This window comes from Priestia sp. SRI_019, from assembly GCF_057586255.1.
Genome location: NZ_JBYCZN010000002.1, coordinates 1 through 24757 on the forward strand (window position 1 = coordinate 1; position 24757 = coordinate 24757).

Below are 24757 nucleotides of genomic sequence, written 5' to 3' on the forward strand. Positions count from 1 at the left end.
ATCAAAGCGCTTATATAGATTTTTTTGGAGGATTAGCTCAGCTGGGAGAGCACCTGCCTTACAAGCAGGGGGTCGGCGGTTCGATCCCGTCATCCTCCACCAGTTTTTCGAGCCATTAGCTCAGTTGGTAGAGCATCTGACTTTTAATCAGAGGGTCGAAGGTTCGAGTCCTTCATGGCTCATTTTAATAAGCGCCCGTAGCTCAATTGGATAGAGCGTTTGACTACGGATCAAAAGGTTAGGGGTTCGACTCCTCTCGGGCGCGCCATGAACGGGAAGTAGCTCAGCTTGGTAGAGCACTTGGTTTGGGACCAAGGGGTCGCAGGTTCGAATCCTGTCTTCCCGACCAGAAGTATAATGTTACCTTAGCTCAGTTGTTTAGAGTAGAAGGTTTATCATTCTAACATCGGAGGAATACCCAAGTCCGGCTGAAGGGATCGGTCTTGAAAACCGACAGGGGTGTCAAAGCCCGCGGGGGTTCGAATCCCTCTTCCTCCTCCATTTATTTTTATCATCATCGCGGGTTCAATTTTCGTCATGACTGCTACTTTTTATAGGGGCATAGTTTAAAGGTAGAACTACGGTCTCCAAAACCGTCAGTGTGGGTTCAATTCCTACTGCCCCTGCCATTTTAGATACATATGAGGATTATGGGCCTATAGCTCAGCTGGTTAGAGCGCACGCCTGATAAGCGTGAGGTCGGTGGTTCGAGTCCACTTAGGCCCACCAGTATAACAAACAGTTAAGTTAAACTTAAAAAACAATCACGGCCCGTTGGTCAAGTGGTTAAGACACCGCCCTTTCACGGCGGTAACACGGGTTCGAATCCCGTACGGGTCATCGAAAGAGCAGTTTGCATTTGCAAACTGCTCTTTTATTTATGTCAGATAACTACAGATTTTGATTGAGACTGTATAAAATTCTAATGTGAAAACTTCAAAATTTTTGAGTCTAATCTCTGAAATTTGAACATAACGATACTAGTACTTTAAGAATAACACTAGGATAACGTGCTATAATGGATAAAACTGAATACTAGGGGTAATGAATAATGGAGGAATTAAAGCGAAAAAACCAAGGTGCTGTGGAACTAGACGAAAAGGGATTTAAGTGGATGCGTTTCGTCAGCTTTTTTATGATTGTGAACCTCATTTTCACCGTAGCTTTAGTAGCAGTTGTTCTAATAGTTCCACAAATTCAAGAAACTTTTCAATGGGTAGCATTTGGTGTATATGGGTTTACAGTTCTTTATCTCATCTTTATGCGTGAAGTAGCCTTTAAAAAGACATATGGTTCTTTAGCAGCTTGGATGCGCACTGTATGGAGTTTTAGTTTTATTGCTAGTGCGTTTGGGGCCATTAGCATGTTTATAGGGAACACTCACTGGACTTTATTTTAAAGGAATCTGTCTTCTTGTGTTGAAAGTGAAAGTAAGGGAGGAATTTATATGAATCCATATGAACAATTACAATTAAACAAAGAAGTAGAAGCGATTGCTAAACAACGAATTGAAATTCATAAACAGCGAATAAAGCTATCTGAAGAGTTAGAGCAAGACTTTGATAATACAGAGCTCCAAAATAAAATTATTGAGTTAGAAGAAGAAAGTCAAAAACTGAAGAAAAAAAGTGAAGCTTTACAAGCTAACTATTAAACATCCTTTCAGGGTGTTTTTTTAATAATGTTATAATAATAAACGAGTTGGTATAAAGGAGTTGGTACTATCACCATACAAAATCTTATTGACTCAAAAGATTTAGAATTGCCATTTGTTTTTTATTATGATGGGGATTTCGTACGTCAATCAATTAAAAATGGAACGAACATACTAGAAAGATATGATTACGTCGGAGAAGTTGAATTAGAATTACTTCAAGAAACTGGATTTATTGAAATTTGTATAGAGGGTTATGGTGGGATGAGAATAGGTGATAAAATTGATGTCTCTGTTGGTAATTTAGAAACTAAAAATGTTACCGAACCATTTGTTTTAGAAAAACTTGATAAGCGATTTTATTTTTTAATACCCTTTCATCCTTATTGGGTGAGTACAATGGAAGATGGGGGTATCCTCATCTCATATTCTATAAAAAGTGTACTAAATATGACTACTTATAGTTCTGAAACAGTACGTTTTCATAAAGATATTCTATCTAGCTCAACTGTATATTAAAATAAATATAGTAGCTTAATCTATTGCTTGTTAATATGCTGCTGTATATGTATCTTTTTAGAAAAAATAAAATAACTTACTGAAATAATCTTTATATAAAGCAGAACAAGCAGATTCTTAATTATTAAGGGTCTGCTTGTTTTACTTTATACCCAGCATTAGTTAACAGCTTCTTTAAATTCTTTTCCTGGCTTAAAGGCTGGAGCCTTTGTAGCATCAATAAATTCAGCTTTCTTCATATCTAAATACCTCATTCCTTACTGTGTATAGTCTGTGTAGAGAAAAAATATATCATAGTTTCCTTATAAGGATCAAACCTATGTTCTTTTAAATGCATCATGCATCTGCTAGAAAACTCTAAAAAAAGTTAACATTGCATGTTTTGTTTCCTTTTTGTTAGGGAAATGGAAATAAAAGAAAGATAAAAATGATTAAAAATGAGGAGAAGGAGTGTCAAAAAGTGGTATATAGTCAAGTAGTAAGAAAACCTGAGTTTCAACAAGCGGAATCGGAAGGGTTAAATGAAGCCATTCACGAGTACATAACTCGTCGTACACGTCACAATGCACCGGTTGTGGATGCGCTTCGATATATTATGACCATTGAACATAAACATGAACGCATGCAGGTAGCAGCAGAACTGTTCGGATCAGCTATTCAGCGTGTAAAAGATCAAGATATTATTCAATATCTAAAAAAATGCGGAAGCTACAAAAGAATTTCTGATACGATGGAATAAAAACGTTTTCTTTGAAAAAGCGCCTTTAATGAGAGGGGGCTTTTTTTGTTTCCTCCATTTAAAAGCGAGGATAAATACATAGAATTCTTCCAATTTGTGCATAGTAAATGAAGCAGAATTAATTGAGGAAGAGACAGAGTTTTGTATCTGACTGCGGGGACGAATGTTAAGGTCTAGAATAAAGTCTTCATTACAGATACCCACTCTTGAATAAATGAAGATTTACGTATGTATCCCTAGCAGGAGGTTTAGTGCATGAGTCAAGAAATACCGTTAAGTTCAAGTGAAATTGCTACTCTTTGGATGACCTATCAGCAAAAAACAATGACCCAAAGAATTTTGGAATATTTTATTGCACAGGCAGAAGATGACGGGGCAAAGGAAATTATGCAAGATACGCATAGGCAAGTGGTGAACTACATTGAAGATATCAAAACAATTTTACAGAATGAAGGGGCTGCCATACCAGTAGGATATACAGAAAAAGATGTAAATGTAGGCGTTCCTAAGCTCTATGATAAGATGTTTGATATTATGTTTCTTCGCCTTTTAAAAGAAATTAGTATGGGGCTACATACGCTTCATTTAACCATGTCCTACAGAAAAGACATGATCTCTCTATATAAAGAGCTTACCGCTTTCACGCAAAGTGGCTATGACAAATGTGTAGATTATCTTCAGGAAAAAAACGTGCTTCCAAGGCCTCCAGCTGTTTCCGTACCTAAAACAGCGAAGTTTGCTGAAGGCACAGATTACATGAATGGAATCCATTTATTTTCTAGTAAACGGGCATTAAATACTGTAGAGGTAGCACATATTTATTACGCAATTGAAAGCAACATTTTTGGCATGCAAATGATCACAGGGTTCGCTCAAGTAGCAAGTGAGCCTGAAGTGAAGAAGTACTTTGTAAAAGGAAAAGAGCTGGCTAAAAAAATTGTAAGTGATTATAGTAAAATTCTTTTGGAAAGCGATATTCAGACGCCTGCGACGTGGGGAGCGAAAGCGACTGAGTCGAAAGTAGCACCTTTTTCAGATAAACTAATGATGTACTGCGTGAGTTTATTCTGCAGTTTCGGGCTGGGAAGCAATGCTTTAGGCACTGCGTTTAGTTTACGTGGAGATCTTCCTCTTACTCTTGTCAGTACAGCCAAAGACATTTTAACATACGGGCAAGACGGGGGGAAAATCATGGCCAAAAACGGATGGCTTGAGGAACCGCCAAGTATGGAAGACCGAAATGATTTGATTAAATAGAAAAGCATAATACATTAAAAAAACTTCTTTGTTCGAAAGAAGTTTTTTCTTTTGTATAAAAAATGTCGTTATTTGTTCGTTTAACGGTTTGTTTTTTGAATAAAAAGGATATATAAACTATAAATTTACAATTTTATACTAAAAAGGAGGATGTTGCATATGAAGTGGTACATAAAAGTGTTGAAAAATTACGGGGTATTTTCTGGTCGAGCCAGCCGAACTGAATACTGGATGTTTGTATTGGTCAACTTTGTTATTTCATTTATTTTTTCTTTTATTCAGTTCTTTATTGATAAGCCTCTTTTTCTGCCGTTAATCTACTCGCTATTGATTGCAGTTCCTTCGTTAGCGGTAGGAGCAAGAAGGCTCCACGATACGGGAAAAAGCGGGTGGTGGCAGCTCATTACATTAGTTCCACTCATTGGCGGTATTTGGCTAATTGTTTTATTCTGTCATCCTAGTGACCCTAAAGAGAACCGTTTTGGTACAACGGCTAAAGCAGCATAAATAGAACTCCCCCTTAGGTAAGGGGGAGTTTTTTAGTGCACAGGTTCTACTATAGCACCATCATACGCTGATTGGTAAATAGCTCGTATGTCTTTTTCATGAAGAGGCAAAGGACTGCGAGCGAGAATTCGTTTTTGCTGGACGCCATCTTTTGTTAGCTTTTGAAGGGCACTTTCTGGAATATCAAATCCGCGAAGGGTTTGAGGAATGCCTACGTCTTTGACAAGTGACTGCAGTTGTTTTACACACTGATAAGAAGCTTCTTCTGTTGATAAAGAGTTAGCGTTTCCGCCTAGTGCTTCAAAAATATCCCGCATCTTTTCCACACAGCTGCTGCGTATGTAACCCATCACATAGGGAAGCAATACGGCGTTTGATTCACCGTGAGAAATATGAAACTGTCCACCTAATGGATATGCAAGCGCATGAACACCGGCTACGCCTGCGTTAAAGAAAGCAAGTCCCGCTAAATAGCTTCCGTAGCTCATCTGAGTTCGCGCTTCTTTATCTTTGCCGTTTTCTACAGCTGTTCGTAAAGAAGAGCTAATCATGCGTATAGCCTTTAGTGCTAAGGCATCGGTTGCTGGATTTGCATTCACTGATACATAAGCTTCCACAGCATGAGTTAATGCATCAACCCCTGTAGCCGCCGTTACTTTAGAAGGCACGCTTAGCGTCAGCTCAGGATCTACAATGGCAGCGTCTGCAAGCAAATAGTCGTGGGTCACAACGTCTTTTGTGCTTTCAAGAGATAATACAGAAATATTCGTTACTTCTGAACCCGTGCCGGAAGTAGTGGGAATTAAAATTTTTGGAAGACCTTTTTTTGAAATTTGTTTTGTACCAGTTAAGTTCAAGTATTCTTCTACAGCTCCGTCATGAACGGCTAAAACGGCCGTAAGTTTTGCTAAATCTAATGCGCTGCCGCCGCCAACCCCAATGACTAAATCAAATTTTCGGCTTTTGGCATAGGATACGAGTTTTTCACCGAGTGCTAAAGGCGGTTCTGGTGCCGTATCTGCATATACATCTACTTCGTATCCATTTTTAATGAGGGGAGAACTCACTTTATCCACAAGTCCAATGTCTTTTAACACGGGATCTGTGACAATTAAAATATGAGCAGGGTGATATTTTTTTACTTCCGGAAGCAGTTGCTGAAGTGATCCCCATCCTGTATAGCTAAGAGGGGTAAAAACTAGTTTTGACACAGTCATTCTTTTATCCTCCTATAGGCACTGTTTTGTTGGCGGTTTCAAAGATGTGGTTTTGCTTCTACGTATATTATAATGAAGTATCGAAAATTTTTCATTGAATACAAATTAGCTGTCACGAAAAAATTGAGCTTTACTTCACAGAGGCAAAGGATGAGGAAATGTTGAGATACATAACAAAAGAATTAGCTCAGAAAATTGTGTGTAGAACGATGGAGATTATTGATTGCAACATTAACGTGATGAACGAAAAAGGAGTCATTATTGGTTCGGGTGACAAAAAGCGAATGAATCAAATTCACGAAGGAGCGTTGATGGTATTAAAAAACGGCAGTTCCTACGAAATTACTCAACAGCAGGCTGACTCGCTGCGCGGGGCCAAACCGGGCGTGAATTTGCCTATTTTCTTTAACGGGGAAATTGTTGGAGTCGTGGGATTAACAGGACTGCCAGAACAGATTCGTAATTACGGAGAACTCGTGCGCATGGCGGCTGAAATGATTTTTCAAGAAATGATTTTAATAGAGGAAATTCAGTGGGATGAACGATTAAAAGAAGAGGTGGTTCATCAGCTTCTTCAACAAGAAGACCCGCTTGACTCCTTCTTTTTTGACCGGGCGAACCGCTTTGATATTAACTTATACCTTCCACGAGTGGCACTGATTGTTACAGCGGACAATCGCCATGAAGTTATGAAGCTTGTAAAGAAATACATAGCTAATAATGACTTATATGCTATGCTTCCAGACGGAGTAGTCATATTAAAATCTACAGAAGCAGGCAGCGCTAGCAGCTATGCGGAACAGCTGGAAAAACAGCTTCGGGCGTCTGGGATGGTGTGTAAGTTAGCGGCAGGATCTGTTCAACCTGACTTTAAAGGCCTTCGTGTATCTTATCAGTAGGCAAAAGATACGCTTGCGGTCGGTTCTAAGCTTCACCCAGAAGCTGTTTTCTACTGCTATTCGGATTATCAAATTCCCGTGCTGTTACGTCAAAGCGCCGGTTTTCAAGAAAATCATGATCTGTTGCATCACTATAAAAAGCTGAAGGAATACGATAAGAAAAAAGAACTTATCGAAACGTTAACGGTCTACATAGAAGAAAATGGCGAAGGAAGCACGGCAGCTAAAAAGCTTTTTATACATCGAAATACGCTAAGCTACCGTCTAGATAGAATTCAAAGCATTACGGGAAAAGATCCAAGAAAAGTCAAAGACCTTCTTGAACTGTATGTAGCCATGCTGCTGTCTAAAATTTCATAACTGTGCACGTGCATAAAAGATCTTGCGATAGTGAGGTCTTTTTCTGTTGAAGTGACTAATGAAAGAATATAAGATAGCGCTTACAATTAACGTTAGGGACAGGAGAAATAAGAAAGGGGATGCTTTATGGACGTTCAAGTAAGCGCGTTAGGCGCGATTTGTGCATTAGTAATTGCTATTATATTAATCTTAAAGAAAGTGGCTCCCGCATACGGAATGATAGCCGGAGCTTTAATTGGAGGACTGATTGGCGGAGTTAATATTGCTGATACCGTTAATTTAATGATTGAAGGGGCACAAGGCATCATTCCCGCAGTGCTGCGGATTCTTGCAGCTGGTATATTGGCCGGGGTATTAATAGAATCAGGTGCTGCAGCGGTTATAGCAGAAACCATTGTAAAAAAACTAGGGGAAACAAAAGCGCTTTTAGCTCTAGCGCTAGCCACACTCATTCTTACGACAGTAGGTGTGTTTGTTGATGTGGCTGTCATCACAGTGGCACCTATTGCTTTAGCCATTGCTAAACGTACGGGTATGTCAAAGCCTGCTATTTTATTAGCAATGATTGGAGGAGGAAAGGCAGGAAATTTAATGTCTCCTAATCCTAACGCTATTGCTGCTTCGGATGCATTTAATATTCCGCTTACATCCGTGATGGCTGCAGGAATCATTCCCGCTATATTTGGCGTAGCGGTCACTTATCTCGTAGCCAAACGATTAGTGAAAAAAGGAACAATGGTTCAAGCTGAAGAAATAGATACAGTGGATGCAAGCAGCTTGCCGCTGTTTTTAACGGCTATCATAGCACCCATTGTTACGATCGTGCTGCTGGCGCTGCGACCGCTTTTTGATCTTAATATTGATCCAATGGTTGCGCTTCCTGCAGGAGGAATTGTTGGTGCCATTGTGATGAAAAAAGGAAAACAGCTTAATACATATGCTATTTCTGGATTAGGGAAAATGTCAGGTGTAGCCATTATGCTTCTCGGAACGGGGACATTAGCAGGAATCATTGCTAACTCCCAGCTAAAAGATGTTATTATTCACGCCTTGTCTGCTATTGGGTTGCCAGCTTACGTTTTAGCACCGGTTTCAGGTATTTTTATGTCAGCGGCAACCGCTTCGACAACGGCAGGAACAGCAGTCGCAAGCCAAGTTTTTGGATCGACAATTTTAGAGCTAGGCGTTTCTGCTTTAGCCGGAGCTGCTATGGTTCATGCCGGAGCGACCGTACTTGATCACCTCCCGCACGGAAGCTTTTTCCACGCAACGGGCGGAAGTGTAAACATGAAAATAAAAGAACGTTTAAAATTAATCCCTTACGAATCGCTTATTGGACTCATCATGGCCATTATATCCACGCTTATATTTGGTGTATTAAAGCTATATGGCTAAAAATAAAAGGAGTGTGTGCGTATGAAAATTGTAATTGCACCGGATTCATTTAAAGAGAGTTTAACGGCTCTGCATGTTTGTGAAGCAGTTGAAAAAGGAATAAGAACTCATTTTCCAGACGCTGAGATTAGTAAAGTACCTATGGCAGACGGTGGAGAAGGAACCGTTCAGTCGCTTGTGGACGCGACGGGCGGACAAATTATACAAGCTAAAGTAACCGGACCTTTAGATAAAGAGGTGGAAGCTTTTTACGGAATTCTTGGAGATGGCAAAACGGCTGTTATTGAAATGGCAGCCGCTTCAGGCCTTCATCATGTTCCTATGGATGAACGCAATCCGCTTATCACCACAACGCGAGGAACGGGCGAGCTGATTCTTAAAGCGTTAGATCATAAAGTGAAGCATATCATTATTGGCATCGGAGGAAGTGCTACAAATGATGGAGGAGCCGGTATGGCCAAGGCTTTAGGGGCAAAGCTTCTTGATGCTAACGGAGCAGAAATAAAAGAAGGAGGCGGCAGTTTAAACCAGTTAGCTGCTATTGATCTGACAAACTTGGATTCCCGGCTTGCTGAAGTCAAAGTAGAAGTTGCGTGCGACGTAGACAATCCGTTAACAGGTGAAACCGGAGCATCCGCGGTATTTGGCCCTCAAAAAGGCGCAACTCCTGATATGGTTAAACGGCTTGACTGTAATCTAGCTCATTACGCAGCAGTTATTGAAAAAGAAATGGATATTCATATCCAAAGTGTTCCTGGTGCTGGAGCCGCAGGAGGACTAGGAGGGGGCCTGCTGGCATTTTTATCTGCGGAGTTAAAGCCAGGTGTAGACATTGTCATTGAGGCAACTCAGTTAGAAAGATATATTAAAGATGCTGATCTTGTCATTACCGGTGAAGGAAGAATAGATGGTCAAACCATTTACGGAAAAACACCCATTGGCGTAGCAAAAACAGCAAAAAAGCATAGCGTTCCGGTCATAGCCATAGCGGGCAGCATTGGAGCAGGAAGCGAAGCTGTATATGAACATGGTATTTCGGCTTTATTCAGCGTCGTGCCGGGGGCAGTGACTCTCTCAGAAGCGCTGGAAAAAGCGGGTGAAAACATTGAAAGAACGGCTAAAAACGTAGCGTCAGTTATACGCTTAGGCATCAAGTGAAGAAGTTACAGTTTTTATTGTTCTCTTTTTAATAAATAGTAAAAGGTCTCTTTCATCAGAAGAGGCCTTTTTTTCGTTTAGTGCTAAAGTAAGCTGCTATCATTCTTTTAAATTTTATATAGGAAATAGAACTAAACGTTTTCTGAAGCGTCATAGTAAGTAAGCAGTCCCAAAGATTCGCTAGCATTCTCGTCGGCTTACTAACTGCTACTTATGGAAAGGAGAGGTTAAGGTGGAAAAAAAGTTTAGGTTCTTGAGAATTTTAAGAAACGTGATAGTAGCTATATTGGGGATATGCATCATTTTGGTTGTAACGAATCAAGTTATAACGGCAGTAGAAAAGAAAAAGTATCCGCCTATTGGTCAATTAGTAGAGGTTAATGGCAGAGATATTCATGTATATACAAAAGGTAAAGGGGAAAATACAATTGTACTACTAAGCGGCTTGGGAACGACTGCGCCTGCACTGGATTTTGAACCTTTAGTAAATGAACTGTCGAAGGATAACAAAGTTGTGGTAGTAGAACCATTTGGATACGGATGGAGTGACATTACGAATAAAAAACGTACCGTAGAAAATAGTGTAAGTGAAATGAGAGAAGCTTTGCAAAAATCGGATATAAAAGGCCCGTATATATTAATGCCGCACTCAGTTTCTGGCGTTTACAGCATGTATTACGCTAATAAATATCCAGATGAAGTAGAAGCAATTATTGGAATAGACCCTACGCTGCCAAAAGCGCTGGATTATTTTAAAGAAGAAGCGCCGAATATACCAAGTTTGATGAGTGTTTTAGCGCCAAGTGGACTTGCTCGCTTAGCCCTGCTTACTAGTCCTAATCAGTATCTACCGCTAGCCGAAGAAGGAACATATACAACAAAAAATTTAAAAATGACAAAAGCAATCTCCAGCTGGAAAGGCTACAACAAAAACGTCATTGATGAAGCAAAAGAACTGAACAACAATATAAATAAAACTCTCGATATGTCGTTTCCTTCAAAGATGCCTGTAATGATTTTTACTAGAAAAATAGATAAAGAACCAAAAGAAGAAAAATCTAATATCACGTTTTATCAAGATCAATTAAGTCACGTATCGTCGCAAAAACTAGTTGTTTTACAAGGTCATCACTATTTACACTGGACGAAGTACAGAGAAATGAGCAAATATGTGAATGATTTTATAGATACATCTATTAATTCAAGTACAAAGAAATAAAGGCTTTAAGAAAAAGGAGTCCGAACCATGGGACCATGGGTCTCCTTTTTTATAGGAAAGAATCAAATCTAGTTAGCTGTATAGCTGTAAATGTTATAATTAACCAATCGCTAGAATGATTTATATATAGAGGAGGCAAATCATGATTAAAGCCGTTATTTTTGATTTAGACGGGACACTATTAGATCGAGACAGTTCGTTAAAATGTTTTATTCAAGATCAATACGAGCGTTATAGTGAAGAGCTAGCACACATACCGAAGCAGGAATACATATCTAGATTTATCGAGTTAGATCACAAAGGCTATGTATGGAAAGACAAAGTATATCAGCAGCTTTTGAACGAATATGATCTTTCGAATCTAACGTGGGAAGGGATGCTAGATGATTACCTTCACTATTTTCCAGCTCACTGCGTTTCGTTTTTACATATGGAGGATGTACTAAAAGAGCTAAAGAAAAAAGGGCTGTTACTAGGCATGATCACAAATGGTTTTACGGACTTTCAGTGGATGAATATTAAAGCGCTTGGAATTGATCACTATTTTGATACTATACTTGTTTCCGAGCAAGAAGGCATTAAAAAGCCGCAAAAAGATATCTTTTTGCGAGCGTTAAAAGCGCTTGATGTGTCGGCTGAAGAAAGTGTATATATCGGGGATCATCCAGAAAATGATGTGCTTGGCGCAAGAGGCGCAGGTATGCATGCTGTATGGAAAAAAGACGTTTTCTTTGACGGAAGTTTCACAGATTCGTATGTAATAGAGGATTTAAAAGAGCTGTTAAACGTTATTAATGAGTTTCAAGCATGCTGATGGGAAAAGGGGAAACACGATGAAAGCCGAAGTTCGTCTATTGACTGATGAAGATCTTAAAGAAGCAGCAATCATCTATACAAATGTTTTTAGTGGGTCACCGTGGAATGAGCCTTGGAGTATAAACACTGCTTATGCTCGTTTATACGATATCAGTAAAACTCCAGGTTACATAGGGATAGGTTTCTTTCATAGTGAAAATAATAAAATCATAGGATTTATAGTAGGAAATGAAGAACAGTGGGCGAACTATAAGACGTTTTATGTAAATGAAATTTGTGTGTTAAGCAGCACTCAGCAAACTGGCATAGGAACGAGTCTTTTATCTTTCCTTAAAGAGCTACTTATACAAAAAGAAGTGAAAGAAGTCTACGTGTCTACTGAAAGAGGCCAAGGCAAACCAGAACGTTTTTTTGAAAAGAACGGTTTTGTTACTCATGAATCTCGTATACTGATGACGGTAAATGTAGATTGAATATAAGTGAATGGGTGTAGGATATCCGCTTTGTTATTTCAGGAGGCACGGTTCATAAAGCAGGAGGAAATAATTTATGATTTTTTCGCTACTAGTTTTAGTCGCTATTTTAACGGTGAGTATTCCGCTGTTGATTATTATTGTTAAAACAGTTTGGCACCGAAAGATTCCTCGTAATTACTATACGCCGTTTGACTATCTTGCTGCACAAACAGAAGAAGAGTTTCATGAAGAGCAAAATGAACGAGAACTAGAAGAAAAAGAAGGAGATGTTGTAAACAGAAAGAGCTAAAGGTCGTTTTCAACTCCTTCTGTTTACAGCCCACCCCTCCACAATTTCCGTAAATTCACCTAGGTGTTCTTCAAATATCCGTTTTCGATGTCCGTTAGCTCCGGATGGATGTGGAAAGCCAAATAAATACGTATGCCGAGAAAACGAAGGTTCACTTGAAAGCTTTCTTAAAACATTCTCAACCGCTTTTCCTAGTGGAACGATTAAGCATGAATTCTTTATTTCGCTCAATTCATGTGGAAACACTTCAAAGGCATAGCGAGAAAGAAGCGCTGATCGTTCGATTGGCGGCTGATGCCCCGTGTAGTTTTTTCCTTTATAAAACACAGGATATTTCAGTACAGACGTTGTATGCAGCAAATCTCTCTGTGAAGCAAATAGCTCAGCGGCACCGTTAATGCCCATGACTTTTGCAATTCCGCATTGATCTAACATGTCTATTAAATTGACTCTCATCGTTCCGCTAAAGCTAGCTGCTTTTTTTGTTTCGTACAGTACTTGTTCAAGCGGATGATGATGGGACAGGCTGGAAACGCATTGTTTAAAAGCAGTTTTCATTTGAAACCAGCCTGGTGTGATGCCGGCAATAATAATATGAGCTTCTGGATTTATGTAATCGTTATGGGGTGAGTAGTACATGCTTAGTTCCTTTTCTTGACCGATTAAAAAGTCTTTTTGCAACAGCTGTTCTTTCGTAAAATTCATATTATGCAATTGTTGAATGGCATGCAGACATTGTTGAAAATAAGAATGTTGGCTAATCATAGGCTCTCTCTTTCTTTATCACTATTTCTTCTTTTATTTTCCCCAACAAACCGTTTTATATCAAATATGAACAAATTCTTACGAAAATTAATGTTTACTAAAAGTTTACTTAAGTATTAGTTCGGTGTGATAAAAATAAAGTAGTAATAGCGGCGTTTTTGTCATTTAAACGGCGAAACTAACAAAAGAAATGAAGAATTTTGGAGAATTTTTTGATAAATTTACTGAAATTTTAAAAATATTTATTGAAAGCGTTTTATTAATGTGCTATTCTTCCAATATAAGAGATAAATATTTAGTAAAAATAGAAGATTATAATAGAGAGGTAAAAAGATGGCAACTTTAAAAGATATAGCGGCGTACGCTAAGGTTTCCAGTTCAACTGTATCAAGAGTACTAAATAATGATCATACGCTTTCTGTATCTGAGGTTACTCGTGAACGCATTCTGCATGCAGCCAAAGAGCTGCAATATACGCCCGTGAAGATACGAAAAGGAACGGCAAACGGAAAGGATATAGAAGCTCCTCGAATAGGTATTATTTTCGCTCAATCCCTTGAAGAAGAGTTAGTAGATCCTTTTTTCTCTTCTATTCGCCATGGAATAGAAAGTGAATGCGCAGAAAAGGAAATTTTTACAGTAAAGTCATTTAGGCTAAAAGGCATGAAGCAAGAAGAGCTGCTGCAGGATCTTGATGGAGTGATTGTAGTGGGAAGAGTTAGTCCAGAAACGGTTCAAGAAGTGAGCAATCATTTAGATACTATTGTTTTTATTAATCACAAAGCGGATGAGGATTTGTACGATTCGGTCATGATTGATTTTGAGAAAGCTACTAAACACGCATTAAATCATTTATTTGACCTCGGTTATAAAAGAATTGGCTATATCGGAGGGACAGAAAGAGAACATTATATCAATGGAAGTTCTATTATTGAAGATCAGCGTCAAACGGTTTTTGAACGCGTTATGCATGAAAAAGGCCTGCTCGATTCTGAGAAAGTTTATATAGGAGAGTACTCAATGACTGAAGGCTATGAGCTGATGGGACAAGCGATTAAGCAAGGAAATCTTCCTGAGGCATTTTTTATCGCAAGTGATGCAATGGCGATAGGAGCAATGCGTGCCCTGCAGCAATCAAATATAAAGGTTCCTGAAGACGTAGCGATTGTAAGCTTTGATGATGTGGATATCGCAGCATTTGCGAGCACGCCGCTCACCACAGTTAAAGTATATACTGAAGAGATGGGAAGGCAGGCTGTTAAAATGCTAGTAGATCGGTTAAGCGGCAGATCCGTTCCTTTAAAAGTCATGGTGCCGACTAAATTAATTTATCGTGAAAGCTGCGGAGCCTTACTCAAAAAACAGTAGCCTAAAAGTTATAACTTGAAAGGGGGTGATAGAAAAGAAGAATTCATACATAAAGAGTGATAAGGGGGAAGGAAAATAGAAAAAACCATAGAAAAAGCAGGTTAAAAAGCCCTAGAAACTACATACTTATTGGCAGATAAGTATGTAAATGAAAAAGCTTTTTCATCTCTAGGACTCTTTGAACCTTTGTAAAAGTATAGGATTAAATTATAAGTGACTTTATTTCGTTGTGCAATGAATTTGTCTATGTGTAAATAACTGAATATTCAGTTATTTATGTCTTGATAGAGTATAAGGAGGAAAAAAGATAAATGAAAAAGCTTACGTATCTTTTCGTTCTATTACTAGTCTTTTCTGTTGTGGCAGCGGGCTGCGGAAATAAAGAAGCGGCAACAGGCGGAAATGGGAAAACAACGCTAACGCTTTTTTCTACGATGAGTAATAAAGGGGAGAGAAAAGCGCTTCAAAATGCGATTGCAGAATTTGAAAAACAAAATCCAGATATTAAAATTGATGCGAATTTTCCGGGTAACGGCTATGAAGATATGCTTCGTGTGAAAATGGGTGCAAATGATATGCCGGATTTATTTGATACGCACGGTTGGTCTCAGCTTCGCTACGGGGAGTATGTAGCGGATTTAAAAGATATGGATTGGGTTCAGCATTTGGATCCGGCGCTAAATCAAATTTTAAAAGATAAAAGCGGCAAAGTGTATGCGTATCCTTTAAATCAAGCAAAAGACGGAATTAGCTATAATGCGACGCTGTTAGAAAAATACGGAATAAAGCCTCCTAACACAATGGATGAATTTATAACAGCATTAGAAACAGTAAAAAAGAAGAGCAAAGGAGAAGTAGCGCCTCTATGGATCCCAGGAGGGGAAAATGGCAATATTGCTCAAGTGTTTGATCAGCTGGCTACACCTCAGCTTATTACAGCAAAAAATAAGAACTACGCTAAGCAGTTGGAAAAAGGAACATTTAATTGGTCAAACTACACGCCGCTAGCGGAAACAATGGCAGAAATGAAGAAGAAAGGGCTGCTGAATGAAGACGTATTAACCGCAAAAGTATCTCAAGCAACGGAATTAATGGCTCAAAATAAAATTGCTTTTACATTTGTGGGCGGATCTCTTGGACCGGATGCAACAGAATTAAATCCTGAAGTAAAAGTAGGAACGGTACCGGTGCCTGCTATTCATAAAGGCGGTACGCAAAGCTGGATTGGCGGAGAGCGCTTTACCCTTGCTGCGTGGAAAGATTCTAAGCACCTTAAAGAAGCGAAAAAATTTATTGAATTTGTGTCACAGCCGAAAGTTGCCAAAAAGATTGCCGAAGGAACGTCTTCAGCATCGGCTCTGACAAACAATAAAACACAAAACTACTACTCTGAATACTACGATAAGTATAGCGATATTAAAGTTGAGCCATACTTCGACCGAAAGTATTTACCGAGCGGTATGTGGGCAGTGATGTCTTCTACAGGTCAAGAATTGCTAGCGGGAAGTTTAACGCCAAAGCAATTATCAAAAGAGATGGAAAAAGAGTACAAGCGTCTCAGTAAACAATAAAATAGTGTGCAAAAGTTCCTTGTTCGCCGAGAAGCAGGGAGATAGGCTTCTGCTTCTTTTCAACACAAGCTGAAATAGGAGTGAACACGATGAATGAATTAGTCAGGAAAGAGCCGGTTTCTGTAGTAAGAGATACGGAAAAACGAAAGAAAAAATTAAAAACAGAGTCTTCTTTATGGTGGATGTACCTTCCCGGCTTAGTAATTATCACCGTTTTTATTATCTATCCTTTTATTAACGGAATTAGACTTTCCTTTACTAATTGGAATGGATTTTCACAAACGTACGATTGGATTGGGCTCCAGCAGTATAAACGTTTGCTTGCAGATCCAACGACTTGGCTTGTGATAAAAAATACGCTGCTCTACGGAATAGGCAGTACTATTTTTCAAAATATTATTGGCTTGTTATACGCTTTGCTTCTGAATCAAAGCATTAAAATGAAAGCTGTAACAAGAACAATTGTCTACCTTCCGGTTATTATCAGCCCAATTATTATGGGGTATATCTGGTACTTCTTTTTTGCCTACCAAGGAGGCGCTTTAAATGACCTTCTTGTATTTTTAGGTTTTGAGAAGATTAATGCTTTGGGAACTCCAGAGCTTAACTCTTGGATTATCGTGTTCGTCAATACGTATCAATTCGTTGGAATTGCGATGATTATTTATTTAGCGGGGCTGCAAAGTATTTCAAAAGATTATTACGAGGCAGCGCAGCTTGACGGAGCATCGGCTCTTCAGCAGTTTAAAAACATCACGCTTCCATTGCTTATGCCTTCGATTACAATTAACGTCGTTTTAAATATTATCGGAGGTTTAAAACTGTTTGACGTAATTGTTGCGCTGACAGGAGGAGGGCCTGGAGATGCATCGCAGTCAATGTCTACTTTTATGTATGACTTATATTTTAGAAGACAGGACGCCGGCTATGCTGCAACTCAAGGTGTGTGCATGGCGCTCATTATCTTAGTCATTAGCTTATCAGCACTTGTGTACTTTAAACGAAAGGAGACAGAAGCGTGATGGACTATACAAATAAACGGAAAAAGCGATTTTTTACCTTTCTAGCTCTTTGTATAACGCTCGTTCATATTGTCCCTTTTTATATTCTTGTTACGACTTCTTTAAAAGCAACCGGGGACTTTAGTTCCAAATGGGTATTTCCAAAAAGCATACACCTTGAAAATTTCACAGCGGCTTGGGAGCAAGCGAATTTAGGCAGTTCTTTTATGAATACGTTTATCATTACGTTCGTTTCGGCGGTTCTGCTTATTTTTCTAGGATCAATGGCTGCGTATCCTCTAGCGCGCCGCCAAACGAAACTAAATAAGTACGTCTATTTTATTTTTATCGCCGTGATGGTAATACCGCCTTTAACAGCGTTAGTTCCGCTGTACAAAATGGTTGTGAATATGGGGATGATGAACACGTACCAAATTGCTATTTTAAATAATGTCGCAGCATTTTTGCCGCTAACGATCTTTTTGTATGCGGGCTTCATTCGCTCCACTATTTCTAAAGAGCTCGAGGAAGCAGCAAGAATTGATGGGGCCGGCACGTTAACGATTTTCTTTAAAATCGTATTTCCGCTGCTAAAGCCTGTCACTGCGTCTATTTTAATTATTGCGAGCGTCTACATTTGGAACGACTATCAGTTTGCAATATTCTTCCTTCAAGATAAGGAAATGCATACATTAACCGTTACGTTAGCAAGCTTTTTTGCCGAAAATCAAAATAATCTTAGCTTAGTAGGAGCAGCTGCGATTATTGCGATGCTTCCAATGACCATTTTATTTTTAGTGCTACAAAAATACTTTATTGCAGGGCTTTCATCAGGATCTGTAAAAGGATAAAACCAATACGAGGAAGGAAGATGACAATGTCTAAAATCACATTTATCGGAGCGGGAAGTACAGTTTTTGCAAAAAATATTTTAGGAGACTGCATGTTTGTGCCTGCTTTAGCTGGCTTTGAATTTGCGCTATACGATATAGATGCTGAGCGTTTAAGAGATTCGGAAAATATGCTAAACAATCTAAAAGAAAACTATAAAGTGAATATTACGGTTAAAGCCTATTTGAACCGCAGAGAAGCTTTAACAGGAGCAAAGTATGTGATTAACGCCATTCAAGTAGGCGGTTACAAACCAAGCACCGTCATTGATTTTGAAATTCCTAAAAAATACGGCTTGCGTCAGACAATTGGAGATACAGTAGGAATTGGAGGAATCTTCAGATCACTGCGCACGATTCCGGTCCTGTTTGATTTTGCAAAAGATATTGAAGAAGTATGTCCAGATGCGCTGTTTTTAAATTACACGAATCCAATGGCAACACTAACGGGTGCAATGCTGCGCTATACAAATGTAAAGACGGTAGGCCTTTGTCACAGTGTTCAGGTATGTACAAAAGATTTATTTGATTCTCTCGGAATGGAGCATGAAGGAATACAAGAGAAAATTGCAGGCATTAACCATATGGCATGGCTGCTAGAAGTAAAAAGAGATGGACAAGATTTATATCCAGAAATTAAGCGTCTGGCAAAAGAAAAGCAAAGAACAAAGCATCACGATATGGTGCGTTTTGAGCTAATGGATAAGTTCGGTTATTATATTACCGAATCGTCTGAGCATAACGCAGAGTATCATCCATACTTTATTAAACATAAATATCCAAATCTTGTTGATCAGTTTAACATCCCTCTTGATGAATATCCGCGCCGATGCGAAGAGCAAATTAGCAATTGGGAATCAATGAGAGAAGAAATGGTTAACAACAGTCAGTTAACTCATACACGTTCACATGAGTACGGCTCTAGAATCATTGAAGCAATGGAGACAAACGTGCCGTTTAAATTTGCCGGTAACGTATTAAATACCGGAGGCTTAATTAGTAACCTGCCGACAAAAGCGTGTGTAGAAGTGCCATGTGTTGTAGACCGAAGCGGTATTATGCCGACTTATGTAGGAGATTTACCAGAGCAGCTTGCGGCGTTAAATCGCACGAATATTAATACGCAATTGCTAACAATTGAAGCAGCTGTTACTAGAAAAAGAGAGCACATCTATCAAGCAGCGATGCTAGATCCTCATACAAATGCGGAATTATCCATGGATGACATCATTCGTATGTGCGATGATTTAATTGAAGCACACGGCGAGTGGCTGCCTGATTTTACAGGGAAAGTGAATCAATACGTGTAAGAAAAGAATCCTCGGCTGAGATCAGCTGAGGATTTTTTTGTGCGTAGGAAAAGAAGGGGATATCATCCAAAGCGATATTGACATTTAAAAAACTTCATCATACACTGTAAGAAGCAAGTCATTTTATACTAAGAAAGGAAAGGTACCGTAGACAATGGATAAGTAATCCTATTTTTTTAGACATTCTTTTAAAACTTTATTTTAAATGAACATTTGTCTAGATAGGATTAGTCTGTACATTTTTAGGTGCCATTTCTATATGTCTTATATGAAGTGATTTCTCCCTTTTTTTACTCTATAAAAGGGTGCATATTTGCGTATGCCTAATTATGACCTCTAATCCTCTCTAGAAATCCTAGGGAGGTTTTTTTATGTTATTGTTAGAAGCTATAAATATTGAAAAAAGCTATGGAGATCGCCTGCTGTTTCAAGCAGAGAAACTTCAAGTACATCGCGGAGAGCGAATTGGAATTGTGGGGAAAAACGGAGAAGGCAAATCGACGTTGCTTCATATTTTAATGAAAAAAATGAGTCCAGACCAAGGGATTGTGCAAACATATGGCCGTTCCTCACTGATTCCGCAGCTTGATGTTCAAGCTACATCGGCTGTTTCTCCTGAGATGAAAAGTCAGTGGAGTGTGCCAACTGAAGCGGACTTTCTTAGCGGAGGAGAAGAAACAAGAAAAAAAATTGCAGCTGCTCTTTCATCCGGGGGGGAACTGCTTGCAGCCGATGAGCCAACGAGCCACTTAGATGTAAAAGGCGTAGAAAAATTTGAAGAAGAAATGAAGTCTTTTACAGGCAGTCTGCTGCTGATTTCACATGACCGAGAATTATTGAACCGCCTTTGTACGTCTATTTGGGAAGTAGAAGGCGGCAAAATTCACTGCTATGAAGGCAATTATCAAGAATATGTGACGCAAAAAAAACACGCGGTTGAAAGACAGCAGTTTGAATATGAACAGTATGTAAAAGAAAAGCAGCGTCTTGAACTGGCGTCTGAAGAAAAAAGCCAAAAATCAAAGTCGCTTAAAAAAGCGCCGAGCCGTATGGGGAACTCTGAAGCGAGACTTCATAAGCGAGCGGTCGGAAAACAAAAAGCGAAGCTAGACAGAAGCGCAAAAGCGATTGAAACAAGAATTGAAAAGCTGGAGAAAAAAGAAAAGCCAAAAGAAATGGAAGAAATTCATTTTGACCTATCGCAGTTTCACCAAGTGCACAGCAAGCAGGTACTAAGCTTTGACAAAGTCTCAGCATCAGCTGGTAATCATATCTTGTTTCAAAACCTAAAAGGCGGTGTGAAGCCAGGAGCGAAAGTAGCGATTGTCGGCAAAAACGGCGCCGGAAAATCTACGCTGCTGAATATGATTGAGCAGCGAACAGAAGGCATCACGGTTGCGAAGCCTGTAAAACTCGGCTTTTTCCATCAGCGCCTCGAAAATCTAGATCCCGCTAAAAGCATTTTAGAAAACATTAAAGAAGACAGTCCGTACACTGAACAGTTTATTCGTACGGTACTATCGCGCTTACTTTTTAAACGTGAAGACGTGTATAAAAAAGTAGAGATGCTAAGCGGAGGAGAACGAGTCAAAACGGCATTAGCAAAAGTCTTTTTAGGAAACTATAACGTTCTTCTTTTAGATGAACCGACCAACTATCTTGATCTTCATACAAAAGAAGCGCTTCAAGAAGTGTTAAAAGCTTATCCAGGGACGATTTTATTTGTGACGCACGACCGCTATTTTGTTAAAAAGCTTGCGACGCATGTTTTGACGTTAAAACAGTCCAAAGCGGAGCTCGCGGCGATTGAAGACACGGGTAAAAGCAAAAAAGCGTCACAGCAGCAAAATGAAGCCGAGAAACTTGCGCTTCAACTAGAATTAACAAAAGTGATTAGCGAGCTTTCTATCACGCCAGAAGGAAAAGACAAGCAGCGTCTTGAAAAAAGATACGAAGAGCTTTTAGAAGAAAGAAAACGATTAAATAGAAAGGAAGGGTAATATCACTTCACCTAACAATGAATACAATGATGTTACTGAACATCAAAAGCGTATTGAAGGAAAATTAACGGATATGAATGTAAAAGGAACGCCCAAAAGAATAAAATGGATTGGCTATGGAATCATTATTTTCTTTGTGATTCTTATTTTAACGATGACCATCGGCGTATTGATCAATTAAAACAAAAAGCAGCCGCTTCAATGTTGAAGCGGCTGCTTTTTTATTTTCCTACTTTTGTAACGATCGCATCTCCATTTTTTCCAACGCGTACAGTAGCAAAACGAGCTTCGCTTTCCACTTTGCTGCCGGTTCCTTCTGGAATAAAATAATGTTCAATTCCGTACTGAATTCCCCAGTCGTGATAGCTGCCCGTAATGACAACGTCTTTTTCTTTAGAAGTATACGGCTTATTCCAGTCATCATCCGCTTGGTAGATTTTTGCGTATTCATACACGCCTTGTTTGTCAGGGCGAAGAACGAGCTTCACTTTTTCACCGTCTTTTACATGAGGTAAGGTAACGTGCGCAATGTCGTAATTCAGCTCAACGTAATCGCCTTGCAGCAGCGAGCGCGGATCGATCGGCTGTAAAGCGAGCTTAATTTCTTTTCCGTTTTGAAGAAGCACTTCGTTTTTAGTGAAAATGCCGCCCAGCATAATAAGCTGAACAAGAATGATGATCCATACAGCGGTTCGGCTGCGATCAAGAAACGACGGCTGCGGCTGATCAGGCGTTGACAGGTCCCATTTCCTGCTTAGGAAAAGAAAGATAAGACCTAAAATAACGAGCACAAGTGATTTATTAAATAAATCCCACACAAAGTCGTAATATTTCATCGCTAAAAAAACAAACCAGAAGATCATGCCGACAATAAAATCATATTTTGGCTCTTTTCGTACCGTTACAAATAAAAAGACGGTCGAAATTACAAAAAACACCGTACAGTAAATGATATTTAAAAAAGACGGTTCGCTTAATTCAGTCATCGACAGTAAAAAGATAAAAGCAAGAAGCAGCGCTGCTTTTTTAAACGCGTGGTGTACGTTTATCGCGTACACAGCGGCATTTAATAGAAACAAAGCGAGCAGCACATAATCTATTTTGATAGTGTCATAGTAAGCAGTCGGAACCTTTATTAACAGAAGCCCTTGCACTAGCACAAAAAGCAACAGGCGAACGGGCGTATGCTTCGTGAATACTAAAAGCGCTACAAGTGCGATGACGTAGATAAAAAACAGAATGTCGTTCACAAAAAAAGAAGCGCCGCCGCTAATTAATACGCCCATCATTAAAAGCGTATATTTCACGGTTGGAATATCTGCTTTAATCAAATAACATGCCACAATCAGCAAAACGCCAATCACAAGCATTCCGTTTGTTGGGTACGTTCCTGTAATAAGTGTGACAAGTCCTCCTAAAGAGCTGCTGCCGATGACCGATGCAATGGCCGTAATCCCAATCACCGCTATTCGTTTGATTACGCGGAGCGAGGTTTTTTGTGCTGACGTGTTAGCAGTGAGCCATTTGACAAACCATACGCTTGCACCAATAAATACAATCACGAATCCTAAAGCTAAGAACAGTGACCATTCAGCGTAGTGTTTAAAAATAAAAGAGAAAAACTGTTCAATAACAAATAAAGCAAATGCCACAATGGAAATCCCTAAAAACGGCCTTTGCGGCTCCACTTTTGAAAAATAAAAAAAGGAGCTTAGTAAAAACAGCAAATAAAAAATAATAAGACCAATCCGTAAGCTAGAGCTGCCTGTGAAATCCGGCAGGGAGATAGTTAAAAAAATGTAGTGAAACAAACAAAACGCCGCATACATGATCACAGGAGACGAGCGCTGTTTCTTTTTTATGATCCAAAAGATGAGTAAGTTCACAAACGCCATTCCTGCGTAAAGTAAAAGCGTCTCGTGTTCGCCTCGCTGTGAAACTGCACCTGTTGGTGAAATAAAAAAAGCTATGGTGAATTGAAATAAAACAAACGATAACACGTAAAACGGCCGATACTTTGTAAAAAAGCTAAACAAAATGATCGGCACAAGCCAAATTAAAAACAGCCAGTACGATTCAGCGTGCGTGTTGTAAATTTGAGAAAGAAGCGCGATGCTTAATCCAAATGAAAGAGCGCCGGCCAAAAGCGTCCAGTGACTTAAAAACGCCTGCTGAGGAAGGAGCTTTCGCACTACAAACGCACTTCCGTAAAACAGCAGCATCAGCCCCACGCTCAGCGCAATTTTAGTGTAGCGATCAAAGCCTTGCCAGTTCGATGCAAAGAAATATAAAATGCCGGACAAAACAAGAGCCAACCCCAGTAAATAACCGAGTCTTACGAGCTTTTCTCTCATACTCAACCTCCTCTTTATATTATGTATATACTAGCGCATGTTTAAATATTTGGAAATAGAAAGAATGAATGCGTTTTAACAAAAAAATTGTGTAAAAAGGCCTTTTAGTGGCATGGAAATAACAAGCGAAGTAGTCCAAAAATCTTGATAAATTGTCAATGGTAAGATAGTTTTGGTTATTTTATCCTGAAGAGTGGGTATTGAACTAAAAACCTACATTATTCCCAAAAAATATAAGAAAACGTGCCGATGTGCTCTCTTTTTTTATTTGATAAGCTATAAAAGGGAATTACTGTTAGAAGATCCAAGAGACAGATATAAAGGAAGTGTCATCATATGAATGAGATGTTTGTTGCTCATCTGTATACCCAAGTGAAGCAGGCACATGAAGATATCCAGCAGCTTACGGCTAGTAAAAACACGTTAACGGAAGTCAAAGGCGAGCTTGAACGTGCAAAGGAAAAGGTAAAAGAACCAGAGCTCACTTCCGCCACTTGGTCAGGCAGCCTTGCTGTTGGGTTTGAAGACATCCGCACCGCTATGTTAGACGAATACGATGATTTGCTGACCCGTCAGCTGACGGATGCCATCACGACAATTGATGCAAAAATTACGGCGCTTCAATCAGATATACAAGGGATGGAACGCGCCATTAAAATGCAAGAAGACGAAGCAAAAGATAAGGTGTGATGCAATATGGCAGACGAAATTAAAGTAATAGATGGTGAAATTAATAGAACGCTTAGTGACCTAAGCGCTGCTGCGCAGCAGTTTCAGCCGCTTTTTCCGTTTCACGTAGGAAGCGGACAAGAACTAGAGGTGCTCGATGAATTAAACCAGCTGAACCAGCAGCTGCAAACGTTAATTGTGGACTACAAGCAAACGCTCCTCGATGATTTGAACGCCACCAAAAAATCCGTGCAGTCCATAAAAGAAGCAGATGAAAAAGCTGCAAACGCCGCTAAATAATGTTCATATTTTATATAAAGCTAT

25 protein-coding genes and 8 tRNA genes are annotated in these 24757 nt (G+C 39.3%); 30 read left to right on the forward strand and 3 right to left on the reverse strand.

From position 1 onward, the window contains the following. Positions 1–26 precede the first annotated feature (26 nt). The 14 genes from AC2YJL_RS10195 (at position 27) to AC2YJL_RS10260 (ending at position 4676) form a co-directional block, all read left to right on the forward strand. Positions 27–102 (forward strand) — tRNA-Val (locus tag AC2YJL_RS10195). Between the two features lie 7 nt (positions 103–109). Then, a tRNA-Lys gene (locus AC2YJL_RS10200) sits at positions 110–182 on the forward strand. A gap of 9 nt (positions 183–191) precedes the next feature. After that, a tRNA-Arg gene (locus AC2YJL_RS10205) sits at positions 192–268 on the forward strand. A 4-nt stretch (positions 269–272) separates the two neighbouring features. Then, positions 273–349: transfer RNA gene (locus tag AC2YJL_RS10210), tRNA-Pro, on the forward strand. 59 nt (positions 350–408) lie between these two features. After that, positions 409–501, forward strand: a tRNA-Ser gene (locus tag AC2YJL_RS10215). 54 nt (positions 502–555) lie between these two features. Then, positions 556–629 (forward strand) — tRNA-Trp (locus tag AC2YJL_RS10220). Between the two features lie 23 nt (positions 630–652). After that, positions 653–729, forward strand: a tRNA-Ile gene (locus AC2YJL_RS10225). Between the two features lie 39 nt (positions 730–768). Further along, positions 769–840 (forward strand) — tRNA-Glu (locus AC2YJL_RS10230). Positions 841–1051: 211 nt separating this feature from the next. Then, positions 1052–1399 (forward strand): hypothetical protein, encoded by a 348-nt coding sequence (locus AC2YJL_RS10235; protein WP_251568325.1) that lies wholly within the window; start codon positions 1052–1054, stop codon positions 1397–1399. A gap of 48 nt (positions 1400–1447) precedes the next feature. Beyond that, positions 1448–1654, forward strand: a complete 207-nt coding sequence (locus AC2YJL_RS10240; RefSeq protein WP_016766132.1) for a hypothetical protein — start codon at positions 1448–1450, stop codon at positions 1652–1654. 108 nt (positions 1655–1762) lie between these two features. Beyond that, entirely contained in the window at positions 1763–2173 is a 411-nt protein-coding gene (locus AC2YJL_RS10245) for a hypothetical protein (RefSeq protein ID WP_050690599.1), read from the forward strand. 460 nt (positions 2174–2633) lie between these two features. After that, entirely contained in the window at positions 2634–2912 is a 279-nt protein-coding gene (locus AC2YJL_RS10250) for a hypothetical protein (RefSeq protein ID WP_028408159.1), read from the forward strand. A 255-nt stretch (positions 2913–3167) separates the two neighbouring features. After that, positions 3168–4169, forward strand: coding sequence for a DUF3231 family protein (locus tag AC2YJL_RS10255; protein ID WP_251568324.1), 1002 nt, complete (start codon positions 3168–3170; stop codon positions 4167–4169). Positions 4170–4328: 159 nt separating this feature from the next. Beyond that, positions 4329–4676 carry a DUF805 domain-containing protein gene (locus AC2YJL_RS10260; RefSeq protein WP_251568323.1) on the forward strand — a complete coding sequence of 116 codons (348 nt, stop codon included), beginning with the start codon at positions 4329–4331 and terminating at the stop codon, positions 4674–4676. A gap of 32 nt (positions 4677–4708) precedes the next feature. Here the strand turns inward: AC2YJL_RS10260 and AC2YJL_RS10265 are convergent, their stop codons facing one another. Further along, the gene (locus AC2YJL_RS10265) at positions 4709–5893 is read right to left on the reverse strand and encodes an iron-containing alcohol dehydrogenase (protein ID WP_251568322.1); all 1185 of its coding nucleotides are present in this window, start codon (positions 5891–5893) and stop codon (positions 4709–4711) included. Positions 5894–6051: 158 nt separating this feature from the next. Here AC2YJL_RS10265 and AC2YJL_RS10270 point away from each other — a divergent pair, with 158 nt between their 5' ends. The 8 genes from AC2YJL_RS10270 (at position 6052) to AC2YJL_RS10305 (ending at position 12505) form a co-directional block, all read left to right on the forward strand. Next, entirely contained in the window at positions 6052–6792 is a 741-nt protein-coding gene (locus tag AC2YJL_RS10270; protein WP_251568320.1) for a CdaR family transcriptional regulator, read from the forward strand. A gap of 78 nt (positions 6793–6870) precedes the next feature. After that, positions 6871–7152 (forward strand): PucR family transcriptional regulator, encoded by a 282-nt coding sequence (locus tag AC2YJL_RS10275; protein ID WP_251568319.1) that lies wholly within the window; start codon positions 6871–6873, stop codon positions 7150–7152. 126 nt (positions 7153–7278) lie between these two features. Continuing rightward, positions 7279–8547 carry a GntP family permease gene (locus AC2YJL_RS10280; RefSeq protein ID WP_050690605.1) on the forward strand — a complete coding sequence of 423 codons (1269 nt, stop codon included), beginning with the start codon at positions 7279–7281 and terminating at the stop codon, positions 8545–8547. A 21-nt stretch (positions 8548–8568) separates the two neighbouring features. Beyond that, entirely contained in the window at positions 8569–9705 is a 1137-nt protein-coding gene (locus tag AC2YJL_RS10285) for a glycerate kinase (protein ID WP_251568318.1), read from the forward strand. 325 nt (positions 9706–10030) lie between these two features. After that, the gene (locus AC2YJL_RS10290; protein WP_251568376.1) at positions 10031–10924 is read left to right on the forward strand and encodes an alpha/beta fold hydrolase; all 894 of its coding nucleotides are present in this window, start codon (positions 10031–10033) and stop codon (positions 10922–10924) included. A gap of 142 nt (positions 10925–11066) precedes the next feature. Continuing rightward, complete coding sequence (locus AC2YJL_RS10295; protein WP_251568317.1) at positions 11067–11738, forward strand: HAD family hydrolase; 672 nt, start codon at positions 11067–11069, stop codon at positions 11736–11738. Positions 11739–11757: 19 nt separating this feature from the next. Further along, on the forward strand, positions 11758–12213 hold the full coding sequence (locus AC2YJL_RS10300) for a GNAT family N-acetyltransferase (RefSeq protein WP_251568316.1): 456 nt from the start codon (positions 11758–11760) through the stop codon (positions 12211–12213). A gap of 76 nt (positions 12214–12289) precedes the next feature. Beyond that, a complete protein-coding gene (locus AC2YJL_RS10305) occupies positions 12290–12505 on the forward strand; it encodes a DUF3951 domain-containing protein (protein ID WP_230184249.1) in 216 nt (71 codons plus the stop codon). A 9-nt stretch (positions 12506–12514) separates the two neighbouring features. Here AC2YJL_RS10305 and AC2YJL_RS10310 read toward each other — a convergent pair whose 3' ends face one another. Further along, a complete protein-coding gene (locus tag AC2YJL_RS10310) occupies positions 12515–13270 on the reverse strand; it encodes a hypothetical protein (protein ID WP_230932800.1) in 756 nt (251 codons plus the stop codon). 333 nt (positions 13271–13603) lie between these two features. On the opposite strand from AC2YJL_RS10310, the gene AC2YJL_RS10315 reads away from it, so the two are divergent. The 6 genes from AC2YJL_RS10315 (at position 13604) to abc-f (ending at position 21410) form a co-directional block, all read left to right on the forward strand. Continuing rightward, positions 13604–14638 carry a LacI family DNA-binding transcriptional regulator gene (locus AC2YJL_RS10315; protein WP_050690610.1) on the forward strand — a complete coding sequence of 345 codons (1035 nt, stop codon included), beginning with the start codon at positions 13604–13606 and terminating at the stop codon, positions 14636–14638. Between the two features lie 311 nt (positions 14639–14949). Then, positions 14950–16209 (forward strand): ABC transporter substrate-binding protein, encoded by a 1260-nt coding sequence (locus tag AC2YJL_RS10320; RefSeq protein WP_230932799.1) that lies wholly within the window; start codon positions 14950–14952, stop codon positions 16207–16209. A gap of 89 nt (positions 16210–16298) precedes the next feature. Next, positions 16299–17231 carry a carbohydrate ABC transporter permease gene (locus AC2YJL_RS10325; RefSeq protein ID WP_016766148.1) on the forward strand — a complete coding sequence of 311 codons (933 nt, stop codon included), beginning with the start codon at positions 16299–16301 and terminating at the stop codon, positions 17229–17231. Then, positions 17231–18061, forward strand: coding sequence for a carbohydrate ABC transporter permease (locus AC2YJL_RS10330; RefSeq protein WP_034651257.1), 831 nt, complete (start codon positions 17231–17233; stop codon positions 18059–18061). The genes AC2YJL_RS10325 and AC2YJL_RS10330 overlap by 1 nt, the downstream gene beginning before the upstream one ends. 26 nt (positions 18062–18087) lie before the next feature. Beyond that, positions 18088–19410, forward strand: a complete 1323-nt coding sequence (melA, locus tag AC2YJL_RS10335) for an alpha-glucosidase/alpha-galactosidase (RefSeq protein ID WP_153253037.1) — start codon at positions 18088–18090, stop codon at positions 19408–19410. 371 nt (positions 19411–19781) lie between these two features. Next, positions 19782–21410 (forward strand): ribosomal protection-like ABC-F family protein, encoded by a 1629-nt coding sequence (gene abc-f / locus AC2YJL_RS10340; protein ID WP_230932798.1) that lies wholly within the window; start codon positions 19782–19784, stop codon positions 21408–21410. A 221-nt stretch (positions 21411–21631) separates the two neighbouring features. On the opposite strand, the gene AC2YJL_RS10345 is transcribed toward abc-f, so the two are convergent. Beyond that, positions 21632–23764, reverse strand: a complete 2133-nt coding sequence (locus AC2YJL_RS10345; RefSeq protein ID WP_230932797.1) for a GDYXXLXY domain-containing protein — start codon at positions 23762–23764, stop codon at positions 21632–21634. Positions 23765–24100: 336 nt separating this feature from the next. Between AC2YJL_RS10345 and AC2YJL_RS10350 the strand changes: the two genes are divergently transcribed. Both AC2YJL_RS10350 and AC2YJL_RS10355 read left to right on the forward strand, forming a co-directional pair. After that, on the forward strand, positions 24101–24454 hold the full coding sequence (locus AC2YJL_RS10350) for a YwqH-like family protein (RefSeq protein ID WP_014459697.1): 354 nt from the start codon (positions 24101–24103) through the stop codon (positions 24452–24454). A 6-nt stretch (positions 24455–24460) separates the two neighbouring features. Then, entirely contained in the window at positions 24461–24733 is a 273-nt protein-coding gene (locus tag AC2YJL_RS10355) for a DUF5344 family protein (protein WP_028412986.1), read from the forward strand. Positions 24734–24757 lie beyond the last annotated feature (24 nt).